At 68.5% G+C, this 13,155-nt stretch carries 13 protein-coding genes; 5 read left to right on the forward strand and 8 right to left on the reverse strand.

Annotation, left to right across the window (positions count from 1 at the left end; genetic code table 11):
* The 4 genes from Q0W90_RS18485 to hemE all read right to left on the reverse strand — a co-directional run.
* Positions 1–660 (reverse strand): class I SAM-dependent methyltransferase (locus Q0W90_RS18485; protein WP_297775694.1); only part of this gene is annotated, 660 nt, incomplete at its 3' end.
* Positions 657–1,352 carry a hydrogen peroxide-dependent heme synthase gene (gene hemQ, locus Q0W90_RS18490; RefSeq protein WP_297700977.1) on the reverse strand — a complete coding sequence of 232 codons (696 nt, stop codon included), beginning with the start codon at positions 1,350–1,352 and terminating at the stop codon, positions 657–659. The genes hemQ and Q0W90_RS18485, both read right to left, overlap by 4 nt.
* Before the next feature lie 5 nt (positions 1,353–1,357).
* Positions 1,358–2,734 carry a protoporphyrinogen oxidase gene (locus Q0W90_RS18495; RefSeq protein ID WP_297775697.1) on the reverse strand — a complete coding sequence of 459 codons (1,377 nt, stop codon included), beginning with the start codon at positions 2,732–2,734 and terminating at the stop codon, positions 1,358–1,360.
* Entirely contained in the window at positions 2,731–3,792 is a 1,062-nt protein-coding gene (gene hemE, locus Q0W90_RS18500; protein ID WP_297597515.1) for a uroporphyrinogen decarboxylase, read from the reverse strand. The genes Q0W90_RS18495 and hemE overlap by 4 nt, the downstream gene beginning before the upstream one ends.
* Positions 3,793–3,889: 97 nt before the next feature.
* Here hemE and Q0W90_RS18505 point away from each other — a divergent pair, with 97 nt between their 5' ends.
* The 3 genes from Q0W90_RS18505 (at position 3,890) to Q0W90_RS18515 (ending at position 6,752) form a co-directional block, all read left to right on the forward strand.
* A complete protein-coding gene (locus Q0W90_RS18505) occupies positions 3,890–4,699 on the forward strand; it encodes an enoyl-CoA hydratase/isomerase family protein (protein ID WP_297597517.1) in 810 nt (269 codons plus the stop codon).
* A gap of 132 nt (positions 4,700–4,831) precedes the next feature.
* Positions 4,832–5,455 carry a DUF3000 domain-containing protein gene (locus Q0W90_RS18510; protein ID WP_297597541.1) on the forward strand — a complete coding sequence of 208 codons (624 nt, stop codon included), beginning with the start codon at positions 4,832–4,834 and terminating at the stop codon, positions 5,453–5,455.
* Position 5,456: 1 nt separating this feature from the next.
* Positions 5,457–6,752 carry a ribonuclease D gene (locus tag Q0W90_RS18515; RefSeq protein ID WP_297597519.1) on the forward strand — a complete coding sequence of 432 codons (1,296 nt, stop codon included), beginning with the start codon at positions 5,457–5,459 and terminating at the stop codon, positions 6,750–6,752.
* On the opposite strand, the gene dxs is transcribed toward Q0W90_RS18515, so the two are convergent.
* The gene (gene dxs / locus Q0W90_RS18520; protein WP_297775702.1) at positions 6,749–8,674 is read right to left on the reverse strand and encodes a 1-deoxy-D-xylulose-5-phosphate synthase; all 1,926 of its coding nucleotides are present in this window, start codon (positions 8,672–8,674) and stop codon (positions 6,749–6,751) included. The genes Q0W90_RS18515 and dxs overlap by 4 nt on opposite strands.
* Positions 8,675–8,876: 202 nt before the next feature.
* Between dxs and Q0W90_RS18525 the strand changes: the two genes are divergently transcribed.
* The gene (locus Q0W90_RS18525) at positions 8,877–9,320 is read left to right on the forward strand and encodes a CBS domain-containing protein (protein ID WP_297597523.1); all 444 of its coding nucleotides are present in this window, start codon (positions 8,877–8,879) and stop codon (positions 9,318–9,320) included.
* Between the two features lie 16 nt (positions 9,321–9,336).
* Positions 9,337–10,626, forward strand: a complete 1,290-nt coding sequence (locus tag Q0W90_RS18530) for an ArsB/NhaD family transporter (RefSeq protein WP_297597525.1) — start codon at positions 9,337–9,339, stop codon at positions 10,624–10,626.
* Positions 10,627–10,631: 5 nt separating this feature from the next.
* Here Q0W90_RS18530 and Q0W90_RS18535 read toward each other — a convergent pair whose 3' ends face one another.
* From Q0W90_RS18535 to Q0W90_RS18545, 3 genes are read right to left on the reverse strand one after another with little or no spacing between them, the layout of a single operon-like run.
* Positions 10,632–11,369: an ABC transporter permease gene (locus tag Q0W90_RS18535; RefSeq protein ID WP_297597528.1), complete on the reverse strand. Its 738-nt coding sequence runs from the start codon at positions 11,367–11,369 to the stop codon at positions 10,632–10,634.
* Positions 11,369–12,079: an ABC transporter permease gene (locus Q0W90_RS18540; RefSeq protein ID WP_297597530.1), complete on the reverse strand. Its 711-nt coding sequence runs from the start codon at positions 12,077–12,079 to the stop codon at positions 11,369–11,371. Before Q0W90_RS18540 ends, Q0W90_RS18535 begins: the two co-directional genes overlap by 1 nt.
* Positions 12,076–12,981 (reverse strand): ABC transporter ATP-binding protein, encoded by a 906-nt coding sequence (locus tag Q0W90_RS18545; RefSeq protein WP_297775706.1) that lies wholly within the window; start codon positions 12,979–12,981, stop codon positions 12,076–12,078. Before Q0W90_RS18545 ends, Q0W90_RS18540 begins: the two co-directional genes overlap by 4 nt.
* Positions 12,982–13,155: the final 174 nt, after the last annotated feature.

Below are 13,155 nucleotides of genomic sequence, written 5' to 3' on the forward strand. Positions count from 1 at the left end.
CTTCTCCGCCTCATCGGCCATGTCGGGATTGCGCGCGGCCATCATCTGGATGGACTCGGCGCTGATGTTGACCTGGTAGGTGGTCGGGCCCAGATAGGTGATCTCCCAACCGGCGGCCGGAAGCACATCGCGAAAGTCGTTCTCGGACAACGACCGCATCATTTTGAAGCCGTTGACGTCGTGCTCGCCGAACTCGAACATGTACAGCCGCGCGCCCGGCTTGGTGGCCCGTCGGAGTGCCTGCACGTAAGAGGTTCGCAGCTCGGGCTCGGTGCTGAAGGTGTGGTAGAAGGCGCAGTCGACCACCGTGTCGAAGCGGCCGTCGAACCCCTCCAGCTTCGTGGCGTCAGCCAGCTCGAAATTCACTGATACCCCGGCCTTTTGGGCGTTCTCCTGGGCGCGCTCGATGGCGCCCGCCGAGCCGTCGATGCCGGTCGCCGAATAGCCGTTCAGGGCGTAGTGGATGGCGTGGTGGCCCGGTCCGGTGCCCGGGTCGAGCACCTCACCCTTGATCGCACCCACCGCCACGAGCTGCCGCACCACCGGCTGCGGGCCGCCGATGTCCCAGGGTGTGGCGGTGGGCAGGCCGTGCGACGTCTGGTCGTCGCGGTACATCTGCTCGAAACGGGTGGGGTCGGTGGCATCGAAAGGGGTTGTCATGGCAGGGCTTTCACCAACTGCTCGACGGGCACCCGGGGGCCGGTGAAGAACGGCGTCTCCTCGCGGGTGTGCCGACGGGCGTCGGTGGCGCGCAGCTCACGCATCAAATCGACGATGCGGTGCAGTTCGGGAGCCTCGAAGGCGAGGATCCACTCGTAGTCGCCGAGCGCGAACGCCGGGACCGTGTTGGCACGGACGTCCTTGTAGCCGCGGGCCGCCATGCCGTGCTCGGAGAGCATGCGGCGGCGTTCCTCGTCCGGCAGCAGATACCACTCATAGGACCGCACAAAGGGATACACGCAGATATAGGCGCCGGCCTCCTCGCCGGCCAGGAACGCCGGGATGTGGCTCTTGTTGAACTCGGCCGGCCGATGCAGGGCGACACTGCTCCACACCGGCGAGCAGACCCGTCCCAGCGCGGTGGTGCGACGGAAATCGGCGTAGGTGGCTTGCAGCGCCTCGACGCGTTCGGCGTGGGTCCAGATCATGAAGTCCGCGTCGGCCCGCATGCCCGCCACGTCATAGAGGCCGCGCACCACGACGCCGCGCTCCTCCTGCTGTTTGAAAAACCTCGACGCGTCGTCGATCACGTCATCGCGCTGTTCACCGAGTTCACCCGGCTCCACCGAGAAGACCGAGAACATCAGGTAGCGCACCGTCGAGTTCAAAGCGTCATAGTCAAGCTTGGCCATGAAACCTATCGTGCCACTAGTCCGTCGCCGCCTTCGATGGCCTTGATCACACGCTCGGCCGCGCGCCCCGCCGCGCCGACACAGGCCGGCACGCCGATGCCGTCGAGGTAACCACCGGCCACCGCGAGCGTCGGCGGCAGGCCCGCGCGCACCTCGGCGACCAGATCGGCATGGCCGGGGCCGTACTGCGGCATGGCGTCGATCCACCGCTGCACCCGCACGTCGATGGGATCGACGGCCACCCCGAACACGGTGTCCAGGTCACCCAACGCCCAGGTCAGCAGCTCGTCGTCGGAGGTGCTGGCCGCCACGTGATCGCCGAACCGCCCGAACGACAACCGCAGCAGCTGCGCGTCCGCGTGGGTGCCCCACTTGCGAGACGACAGCGTGATGGCCTTGGCCCGCAACCGCTCACCGGTGGCGACCAGCACGCCCGAACACCCGGGGAACGCGGTGTCGGCCGGCACCGCCAGCGCCAGCACCACCGACGAGGCGCTGGTGATGCGCCCGGCGGCGGCGACGCTGCGCGGGGCGATGCCGGCGAGCAGGCGGCACGTCTCGTGCGCGGGAACGGCCAGGATCACCGCATCGGCGGGCCAGCGGGCGCCGGTGTCATCGAACACCGCCCAGCCCGCGTCGGCGCGCTCGAGCCGCGACGCGGCGGCGCGCACCCAGCGCGCCCGGGCGCGCGCGACGAGCGCATCGACCAGCACCCGGTACCCGCCCTCGAGCGCCCCGAACACCGGGGCGCCGGTGGCCGGCGGCAACGCCTGGCCGACGGCGTCGGTCAGGCTGGCGGCGCCGCGGTCCAGGGCCGCGGCCACGGTCGGGGCGGCCGCGCGCAGGCCGATGGTGGCCGCCGAGCCCGCGTAGACACCGCTCAGCAGCGGATCCACCGACCGCGACACCACCTGGTCGCCCAACCGGTCGCCCACCAGGTCGGCCACCGCGGGATCGCTGCCCGCGTGCCAATCCAACGGCCGGGAGGGTTCGGCGTCGATGCGGGCGACGGTCGCCTCGTCGACCAATCCCGCCACCGACGCCGCCGACGACGGGATCCCCACGACCGTGCCCGTGGGCAGCGGGCGCAATTGCTGCCCGCTGTAGATCAGCGGGCGGGCACCGGTCGAAACCAGCTGGCGCCCAGTCAAATTCAGTTCGTCCAGCAACGCCGGCAGCTCGGGTCGGCGCAGCACGAAAGCCTCGGCACCCAGGTCCATCGGCACTCCGCCGACCGACTCGGTACGCAAGATTCCGCCGAGCCTCTCCCCCGGGTCGAACAGCGTGATGGCCGCGTCGTCACCGAGGGCCACGCGCAGCCGATAGGCCGCCGTCAGCCCGGAAATCCCGCCCCCGACAACACAATACGAACGGGATGTCATAACGAATGGACCAGCGATACCAGATCGGTCAACACTGCGGGGTCGGTTTCGGGCAGCACGCCGTGGCCCAGGTTGAAGACGTGACCGGCCGCCCCGGCGTCGACCGCGCGCCGCCCGTCGTCGACGACGGCGCGCGCCGCGCGTTCCACCACCGGCCAGCCCGCCAGCAGGACCACCGGATCGAGGTTGCCCTGCAACGCGGTGCCGGGTTCCACGCGGACCGCGGCGTCGGCGAGCGAGGTTCGCCAATCCACGCCCACCACGGACGGTCCGACCGCCGACATCGCGCCCAGCAGTTCGGCGGTGCCGACCCCGAAATGCGTCATCGGCACGCCGTATTCGGCCAGGGCGGCGAAAATCCGGGCGCTGTGCGGCTGCACGTAACTGCGGTAATTCGCCAGTGACAGCGTCCCGGCCCACGAGTCGAACACCTGAATCGCGTCCACCCCGGCGTCCAGTTGCGCCCGCAGGAAGCCCACGGTGATGTCGGTCAGCTTCTCCATCAACGCATGCCAGCTGTCGGGCTCGGCCAGCATCATCGCCTTGGTGCGCGCATGGTGGCGGCTGGGGCCGCCCTCGATCAGGTAGGACGCCAGGGTGAACGGCGCACCCGCGAAGCCGATCAGCGGAACGTCGCCGAGCGCGGACACCAGCAACGTCACCGCATCGGAAACCGGCTGAACCCGTTGCCGCTCAAGCGGTTTGATCGCGGCCACGTCGGCGGCGGTACGCACCGGCGACTCGATCACCGGCCCGACTCCGGCGACGATGTCCAGGTCGATGCCGGCGCCGAGCAGCGGCACCACGATGTCGGAGAACAGAATCGCCGCGTCGACGTCGTGGCGGCGCACCGGCTGCAGGGTGATCTCGGCGACCAGCTCGGCGTCGAAACAGGCCGACAGCATGTCGTGCTGGGCCCGCAGGGCCCGGTATTCGGGCAGCGACCGACCGGCCTGCCGCATGAACCACACCGGAACCCGGTGGGGTTTGCGGCCGCCGGCGGCGGCCAGATACGGCGACTCGGGAAGGTCGCGGCGAGTAGGCGCACTGCTGTTCATTGGCCTGTTCATTGGCCTCAATGCTGCCATGACCGCGGAACGCCGAACGCCGCTGCGTACTATCGCGACCGCAACCGTTTGAACGTCAGGAGCCCGGATGCCAGTCAGCCAGCCGCCAGTGAATTACGACGAGTTCCCCAGCCTGCGCTGCGAGCTCGGTGAAAGCGGCGTGCTGACGCTGGTTCTCGACTCCCCGGGACTGAATTCCGTCGGCCCGCAGATGCACCGCGACCTCGCCGATATCTGGCCGGTGATCGATCGCGACCCGGCCGTGCGCGTCGTCCTGGTCCGCGGCGAGGGCAAGGCGTTTTCGTCCGGTGGCAGCTTCGACCTGATCGCCGAGACCATCGGCGAGTACGAGGGCCGGATCCGCATCATGCGCGAAGCCCGCGACCTGGTGCACAACATGATCAACTGCGACACGCCCGTCGTGTCGGCGATACGCGGCCCGGCGGTGGGCGCGGGCCTGGTGGTGGCCCTGCTCGCCGACATCTCGGTGGCGGGCCGGACGGCCAAGCTCATCGACGGGCACACCAAGCTCGGTGTGGCGGCCGGTGACCACGCCGCGATCTGCTGGCCGCTGCTGGTCGGCATGGCCAAGGCCAAGTACTACCTGCTGACCTGCGAAACCCTGCTCGGTGAGGAGGCCGAGCGGATCGGCCTGGTGTCCACCTGCGTCGACGACGACGACGTACTGTCCACGGCCACCCGCATCGCCGAGAACCTGGCGCAGGGCGCGCAGAACGCGATCCAGTGGACCAAGCGCAGCCTCAACCACTGGTACCGCATGATGGGCCCCACCTTCGAGACGTCGGTGGGCCTGGAATTCCTCAGCTTCAGCGGTCCTGACGTGCAGGAAGGCCTGGCCGCGCACCGCGAGAAGCGCCCGGCGCGTTTCACCCGCTGAACTACCACTGAGCTGCATATATACGTTGGGTGGAGGGCTGGTAACGGCTTGGTCGCGGCGGGTTTGAAACGCGGCGCGCCTGTCGCAGCGTGTCAGCCGGAAGGGCTACCGTCGATCCCTGTGACCCGTGCCGTGACGACGCAGAGCGGTCGGGATGAAGAGGAGCGGCGCCAAGTGACCTCATCCGAACCGGCCCCATTCCGCGAGGCGGTAGCGGCGATGAACGCCGTCGTCGTCCGTCCGGAGATCGAGCTGGGTCCGATCCGGCCGCCGCAGCGCCTGGCGCCCCACAGCTACGCCCTGGGCGCCGAGGTCAAACATCCCGATCGCGAGATCATCCCCGAACGGTCCGACGGCGACGCCTTCGGCCGGCTGATCCTGCTGTATGACCCCGAAGGGGCCGACGCGTGGGACGGCACCATCCGCATGGTCGCCTACATCCAGGCCGACCTCGACCCCAGTGAGGCGGTCGACCCGCTGCTGCCCGAAGTAGCGTGGAGCTGGCTGGTCGAGGCACTGGAGTCACGCATGGAGCAAGTCGTCGCGCTGGGCGGCACCGTCACCGCCACCACCTCGGTGCGCTACGGCGATATCTCGGGGCCGCCGCGCGCCCATCAGCTCGAGCTGCGGGCGTCATGGACGGCGACGTCGCCCGCGGTCGGCACGCACGTCGAGGCGTTCTGCGAGGTGCTCGAGCACGCCGCGGGCCTGCCGCCCACCGGAGTCACCGACCTGAGTTCGCGGTCACGCGCCTAGCATGGGCGAACCGTCGCCCGACGGGCCGGCCACCAGCGCGCCCGGCAGCACCGACCCGGCCCCCACCCCGCTTCCGCAGCCGTCGGAAGGCGTCCCACCCATCTCGATCAGCGTCCGCGAAATCGAGGCCGCGGCGCAGCGGTTGGACCGTGGGCGCGGGCCGTTCGCGGTGGACGCCGAGCGGGCGTCGGGCTTCCGCTACTCCAACCGGGCCTACCTGATCCAGATCCGCCGGGCCGGCTCCGGCACGGTGCTGATCGACCCGGTGAGCCACGGCGGCGACCCGCTTGCGGCCCTGCGGCCGGTGGCCGAGGTGCTGGGCAACGACGAATGGATCCTGCACTCCGCCGATCAGGACCTGCCCTGTCTGGCGGAGGTGGGCATGCGACCGCCCGCGCTCTATGACACCGAGCTCGCCGGGCGGCTGGCCGGGTTCGACCGAGTCAACCTGGCCACCATGGTCGAGCGGCTGCTGGGGTTCGGTCTGGCCAAGGGCCACGGGGCGGCCGACTGGTCCAAGCGGCCCCTGCCCGCCGACTGGCTCAACTACGCCGCCCTGGATGTGGAACTGCTCATCGAGCTGCGAGCGGCGATCGCGGACGTCCTCGCCGGGCAAGGCAAAACCGATTGGGCCGCACAGGAATTCGACTATCTGCGGAACACGGGTTCGAAAGATCCGGGCGCGGCCGCGCGCCGGGACCGGTGGCGGCGAACGTCGGGGATCCATCGGGTGCGGGATCAGCGCGGCTTGGCCGCGGTGCGTGAATTGTGGTTGACCCGCGACCGGATCGCGCAGCGCCGCGACATCGCGCCGCGCCGCATCCTTCCCGACTCGGCCATCATCGATGCCGCGCTGGCCAACCCGACGACCGTCGAGGAACTGATCGCGTTGCCCGTGTTCGGTGGTCGCAATCAACGTCGCAGCGCGGCGACGTGGCTGGCGGCGCTGGACGCGGCGCGGCAGAACAAGAATCCGCCGGGGGACGCCGAACCGCCGAACGGTCCGCCACCGCCGGCGCGCTGGAGCAGGCGCAAACCGGAGGCCGCCGCACGGCTGGAGGCCGCGCGCGCGGCGCTGTCGGAGGTCTCGGAACGCGTGCACGTCCCCGCCGAGAACCTGGTGTCACCGGACCTGGTGCGGCGGCTGTGCTGGGACTGGGCGCCCGCGCCCGACGCCTTCGAGGCCGTCGAAACGTTCCTGCGCGCCGGGCAGGCCCGGCCGTGGCAGCGGGAGTTGGTAGATCCCGTTCTGGCCCGCGCGCTGCAGGCGCCGGAGGATCGCTCCTCGGGCGACTAGTCGAGGTGCTCGCGGATCTCCGCTTCGGCGTCACTGCTGCTCAGCGCGGCGACCCAACCGGTGATGCGGCGGGCCACGTCCTGATCGGTCAGCGCCAGATCCGACAGCAGCTCACCCCGGGAAGCGTGCTCGTAGAACCGCTGCGGCACGCCGACGTCGCGGCACGGAACGTCGATCTCGGCGCGGCGCAGGGCGGCGGACACCGCCGAACCCACCCCGCCGTTGACCCCGTTGTCCTCGCAGGTGACGACCAACTTGTGCTGCACCGCCAGCTCGACCAGGGTGTCCGATACCGGCAGCACCCAGCGCGGGTCGACGACCGTGACGCCGATCCCCTGGTTGTGCAGCCGCTTGGCCGCCGCCAGCGCCATCCGCGCGAACGCGCCGACACCCACCAGCAGTACGTCGTGGTTGTATCCACTGGCCGGGACCGCGAGCACGTCGACCCCCGAAATGCCCGACCCGAGGCGCTCGATCGCCGGGATGTCCTCGCCCACATCGCCTTTGGGGAAGCGCAGCGCCGTCGGTCCGTCGTCCACGTCGAGCGCCTCACCGAGCTCCTCGCGCAACCGGATGGCGTCGCGGGGCGCGGCCACCCGCATGCCGGGCACGATGCCCAGCATCGACAGGTCCCACATCCCGTTGTGGCTGGCGCCGTCCGAGCCGGTGATCCCGGCCCGGTCGAGCACCATGGTGACGGGCAGCCGGTGCAGCGCGACGTCCATCATGATCTGGTCGAAGGCGCGGTTGAGGAAGGTCGAATAGATGGCCACCACCGGGTGCATCCCGCCCATGGCCAGGCCGGCCGCCGACGTCATCGCGTGCTGCTCGGCAATGCCGACGTCGAACAAGCGGTCCGGAAACTGCTGCCCGAACGGCGTCAGCCCGGTAGGGCCGGGCATGGCCGCGGTGATGGCGACGATGTCGCGGCGCGTGCGGGCGTAGCCGATGAGCGCATCGGAGAAGGTCGCCGTCCAGCCGGGGCCGGCGACGTTGGTCGCCTGGCCGGTAAGGGGGTCGATCACGCCGCAGGAATGCATCTGCTCGGCTTCGTCGTCTTCGGCGGGCGCATAGCCCATCCCCTTGCGGGTGACCACGTGCACGATCACCGGCCGGCCGAAGCCACGGGCGTGGCGCAGCGCCGCCTCCACCGCGCGTTCGTCGTGACCGTCGACGGGGCCCATATACTTCAGCCCCAGGTCGGTGAACAGCAGCTGGGGGGACAACGAGTCCTTGATGCCGGCCTTGACGCTGTGCATGACGCGGTAGGCGAGCCTGCCGACCAGCGGTAGCGCGCGCACCGCGTCGCGGCCTCTCTGCAGGGCCTGCTCGTACACCGGTTGCAGCCGCAGTGTGGCGAGATGGTCGGCGACACCGCCGATCGTCGGGGCATAGCTGCGGCCGTTGTCGTTGACCACGATGATCACCGGGCGGCCGGAAGCGGCGATGTTGTTCAGGGCCTCCCAGCACATGCCGCCGGTGAGCGCGCCGTCGCCGACCACCGCGACCACGTGCCGGTTGCGGTGCCCGCTCAGCTCGAAGGCCTTGGCCAGGCCGTCGGCGTAGGACAACGCGGCGCTGGCGTGGCTGGACTCGACCCAGTCGTGTTCGCTCTCGGCGCGCGACGGATACCCGGACAGCCCACCCTTTTTGCGCAGGCTTTCGAACTCGTGGGAACGCCCCGTCAGCATCTTGTGGACGTAGGCCTGATGGCCGGTGTCGAAGATGATCGGATCGTGGGGCGAGTCGAACACCCGGTGCAGCGCGAGCGTCAGTTCGACCACGCCCAGATTGGGCCCCAAGTGTCCCCCGGTGGCAGCGACCTTATGAATCAGGAACTCGCGAATCTCGGCGGCCAATTCGCGGAGCTGATGCGCAGAAAGGTGCTGCAGATCAGCGGGCCCGCGGATCTGTTCCAGCATCCCGTCAGTTTACGCAGCGGGCGCCGCGGCGCACCGGTGGGAAGGCAGCAATTCCGGCGTTCGTCGCGCGGCCGCGCCTTTGGTAGCGTCAATGCGCGGTGAGCCGGGAAGCCTGGTCGGCACGTCTTCGTCCGACCCAGGAGCACGCCATGAGCATTCACATCGCCGCGCCACCCACTTTTCGCCGACGTATCGTCACAATGTGCGCGCCGAGCAGATCGCCGAGGACTTCCCCGTCGTCAGCATTGATGCGGACGCGCTGGACGCCGCCCGAATGCTGGCCGAGCACCGGCTGCCCGGGCTGTTGGTCACCGACAGCTCGGGACGCCCCTATGCGGTGCTGCCCGCCTCCCAGGTCGTCCGCTTCATCGTGCCTCGCTACGTGCAGGACGATCCGTCGCTGGCCGGCGTGCTCAACGAATCAACGGCCGACCGCTGCGCGGAAAAGTTGAGCGGCAAGAAGGTGCGCGACGTGTTGCCCGACCACCTGGTCGACGTGCCGCCGGCCCATGCCGACGACACCATCATCGAAGTGGCCGCGCTCATGGCGCGACTGCGCAGCCCGCTCGTCGCGGTGGTCAAGGAGGGCAGGCTGGTCGGGGTGATCACGGCGTCGCGTGTGCTGGCGGCGGCCCTGAAACCCTGATGCCACAGGTAAATAGATGAGTTTCATCGCGATCCTGGTCTTCGCGGTGGCCTATGTCCTGATCGCCAGCGATCGCGTCAACAAGACGTTCGTGGCCCTGGCCGGCGCCGCGATCGTGGTCACCCTCCCGATTATCCACTCCGACGACATCTTCTACTCACGCGGAACCGGGGTCGATTGGGACGTCATCTTTTTGCTGCTGGGCATGATGATCATCGTCAGCGTGCTGCGGCAGACCGGTGTGTTCGAGTACGTGGCGATCTGGTCGGCCAAACGCGCCCGCGGTTCCCCGCTGCGCGTGATGATCCTGCTGGCCCTGGTGACCGCGATCGCCTCGGCCCTGCTCGACAACGTCACCACGGTGTTGCTCGTCGCGCCGGTGACGCTGTTGGTGTGTGAACGCCTGGCGCTCAATGCGGCGCCCTTTCTGATGGCCGAAGTATTCGCCTCGAACATCGGCGGCGCGGCGACCCTGGTGGGTGACCCGCCCAACATCATCATCGCCAGCAAGGCCGGCCTGACGTTCAACGACTTCCTCATTCATCTGGCGCCGATCGTGGTCATCGTCATCGCCGTCCTGATTGTGTTGTTGCCGCGCCTTTTTCCCGGGGCATTCACCATCGATCCCGAGCGGGTCGCCGATGTGATGGCGCTGGAGGAAAAGGAGGCCATCCGCGACCCCCGGTTGCTCATCACGTGCGGAATCGTCTTGCTGGCGGTGTTCACCGCGTTCATCGCCCACGCGCCGTTGCAGATGGAGCCCTCGGTGGTGGCACTGTTGGGTGCCGGCATCCTGGTCGTGGCGTCCAGGCTCAAACCGGCCGACTACCTGTCCAGCGTGGAGTGGGACACGCTGTTGTTCTTCGCCGGCCTGTTCATCATGGTCGGGGCGCTGGTGAAGACGGGTGTCGTCAAAGAGCTTGCCCGCGTGTTGATCTCCGCCACCGGCGGCAACACCCTGGCCGCGACGATGATCATCCTGGTCGCGTCGGCCGTCCTCAGCGGGGTCGTCGACAACGTCCCCTACGCCGCCACGATGGCGCCCGTGGTCGCCGACCTGGTGCCCGCCCTGACCGATCACACCAACCCGGGCGTCTTGTGGTGGGCCCTCGCGCTGGGCACGGACTTCGGTGGCAACCTGACCGCCATCGGCGCCAGCGCCAACATCGTCCTACTCGGAATCGCGCGCCGCGCGGACACTCCCATCTCCTTCTGGGAATTCACCCGCAAGGGCGCGGTCGTCACCGCCATCTCCATCGCGCTGTCCGCCCTGTACCTGTGGCTGCGATATTTCGTGATGGGCTGACGGGCTTAGTATTTGGCGCGGAAGCGGCCGAACAACAGCCACGCGATCGCCGTGTTGTAGACGACGCCCGCCGCCAGATACGGCCACCAGGTGCCGTGGTCGTGTGCGACCCAGAACGCTTTGGCCGCCCAATATGGCGGCAATACGCCGAACGCGAGATTCCACGTGGAGTGCACGAACCACGGCAGGCACGGCAGGCCGGCGATCAGGATGCCCAGGGCGCGGACCATCGCCAAGCCCTGAATCTTGTTGCCGGCCATGACGATGATCAGCAGCAGGGTGACCACCGCCGAGAGCCCGGCCAGCAGCCCGATCGGGATCAGTGCGGGGACCAGACCGGGCCCGAGCAGACCGCTGAACGAGATCGTCGTGACCACGTACACCGTCGTCACGACGAGCACCGTGGCCGCCCGGTAGGCGAAGAAGGTCCACAGCGGCACCGGGGTGACGCGCAACGCGGTCAGGGTGCCGGCGTCCACCTCGTCCAGCACCAAGAACCCCGCCAGCGCGCCGACGATGATGATGCTGGTCAGCAACAGAAACGCGGTCAGGACCAGCGGATAGTAGGGCACGAGGTCAAAGCCGTTGCGGCGCGCGAGCATCACCGTCACGCGCGGGGTCAGCACGGCGACACCCGTGGTCCAGATGATCGGCGCGACCACGACCATGACGAGCAGCGGATCCCGGTACGTGCCGCGAACGTCGTTGCGCGCGAACGCGGAGATTGCCCGTGCGCTCACCATCAGATCCCGCCGGATTTGGCGACGACGTAGCGGCCGAACAACACCTTTGCCGCCCAGCATAATCCGGCCGCGGACAGCAGCGGATATAAGACGGCGTAGCCGATCTGCCAGGGCGCCAGACTCACGTGGCCGAAGGCGCATCCCAACAACAACAGCGGCCCCTGCGTGGGCACGAGGTACAGGACCGGGTTCGGCCACACCCCGGACAGGTACGCCATCGGCAGGCTCATCACGGCCAGCGGGATCGTGCCCGCCAGAAACCAATCACTGATCGAGGCGAATGGCAGCGAGGTGGCGAATCCCACCAGCAGCATCAACAGCGTTCCGAGCATCACCCCGAGAACCATCGGGGCCGGGCGGTAGGCGGTCCCGTGCGCGGCGGTGACCACGACGACCGCGACGGACAGCGAGACCGCAAGCAGTACGGCGAGTTTCGCGATCAGGTATTCGGCGAACCGCAGCGGGGTGGCGATGATGGCGCTCAGCGTGCGTTCCTGCCTCTCGAAAAACACCGACCCCGCGATGAAAAAGAACCCGACGATGGTGGTGTCGCCCGCCAACACGTAGGGCTCGGCAACCGTGCGCAAAGCCGTAGACATCGGCAGCAGCACCGCCAGCCACATCAGCCCGGAGAAAATCGCCGCATGCAAAAACCGTTGCCGGACTTGAAGAACAAACTCAATCCGCACGGCACTCACCAGACGCGTCACGTCAGCCTCCGGCCGGTGATCTCGACGAACACGTCGTCGAGGCTGGCCTCCCTGCTATGGATGGTCTCGACGTGCCGGCCACGCAGCAGCATGTGGAATTCCGAGTCGTCGGCCAACGAGTCCATCGGGAATTCCGTGGACTCGAGACCACCGCGCTCGCCGCGATATTCGACCCGGACCAGACGCCTGCTGCGAGCGATCTTCAGCTCGGCCGGCGTATCGAGGGCCATGATTTTTCCGTCGACGATGAAAGCGACCCGGTCGCACAGCTCGTCGGCGGTCGCCATGTCGTGGGTGGTCAGAAACACGGTGCGCCCGCGCCCTTTCAGCTCCACGATCATGTCCTTGACCGCGCGGGCATTGACCGGGTCCAGGCCGGACGTGGGCTCGTCGAGGAAGAGCAGCTCGGGGTCGTTGATCAGGGCCCGCGCGAAGGTCAGCCGCATCTGCATGCCTTTGGAGTACTCGCCGACTCGGGTGTGGGCGTCCTCGGCCAGGCCCAGCGCTTCCAGCAGCTGCATCGGGTCAGCCGTCGGGCCGCCGTAGAGCGACGCGAAGAAGCGCAAGTTCTCCAAGCCGGACAGTTTTTGGTAGTGGTTGGGCAGCTCGAACGACACCCCGATGCGCTCGTAGTAGCCGTATCCCCAGTCCACCGGGTCGCGGCCCCACACCGCGGCCTGGCCACCATGGCCGCGGAGCAAGCCGATCAGCAACTTCTGCGTGGTCGACTTTCCGGCGCCGCTGGGCCCGAGAAACCCGAAGATCTCGCCACGCCCGACGGCGAAATCCATGCCGCGCAACGCCGGTTCGGCCGCCCGCGGATACGTGAAGGTGAGCCCGCGGACCGCGATCACGTCGCCGTCAACACCCGGGGATGCGCCTGCCTGCGTGGGTCGGTGCATCGATCCCCTCCTGGCTGAGCCGTCGAGCGACACAGCGAGCCTACCCAATATTCAATAATTATTGAAGATTCGGAACTTACCGACTTTCTGTTAGTGTTCGATGAGGAAGAGGAGGTGCGAGTGACCGAACGCGGGGATCAACGCGATGCGGCCGAACAGCTCGCACTCGTACTC

Source organism: Mycobacterium sp. (assembly GCF_025933915.1).
Taxonomy (GTDB): Bacteria; Actinomycetota; Actinomycetes; order Mycobacteriales; family Mycobacteriaceae; genus Mycobacterium.

Excerpts from the sequence above, each read along its gene's own strand:
- hemQ (WP_297700977.1), bottom strand. The coding sequence starts at position 1,352 with ATGGCCAAGCTTGACTATGACGCTTTGAACTCGACGGTGCGCTACCTG.
- Q0W90_RS18495 (WP_297775697.1), bottom strand. The coding sequence starts at position 2,734 with ATGACATCCCGTTCGTATTGTGTTGTCGGGGGCGGGATTTCCGGGCTG.
- hemE (WP_297597515.1), bottom strand. The coding sequence starts at position 3,792 with ATGAACAGCAGTGCGCCTACTCGCCGCGACCTTCCCGAGTCGCCGTAT.
- Q0W90_RS18505 (WP_297597517.1), top strand. The coding sequence starts at position 3,890 with ATGCCAGTCAGCCAGCCGCCAGTGAATTACGACGAGTTCCCCAGCCTG.
- Q0W90_RS18515 (WP_297597519.1), top strand. The coding sequence starts at position 5,457 with ATGGGCGAACCGTCGCCCGACGGGCCGGCCACCAGCGCGCCCGGCAGC.
- dxs (WP_297775702.1), bottom strand. The coding sequence starts at position 8,674 with ATGCTGGAACAGATCCGCGGGCCCGCTGATCTGCAGCACCTTTCTGCG.
- Q0W90_RS18530 (WP_297597525.1), top strand. The coding sequence starts at position 9,337 with ATGAGTTTCATCGCGATCCTGGTCTTCGCGGTGGCCTATGTCCTGATC.
- Q0W90_RS18535 (WP_297597528.1), bottom strand. The coding sequence starts at position 11,369 with ATGGTGAGCGCACGGGCAATCTCCGCGTTCGCGCGCAACGACGTTCGC.
- Q0W90_RS18545 (WP_297775706.1), bottom strand. The coding sequence starts at position 12,981 with ATGCACCGACCCACGCAGGCAGGCGCATCCCCGGGTGTTGACGGCGAC.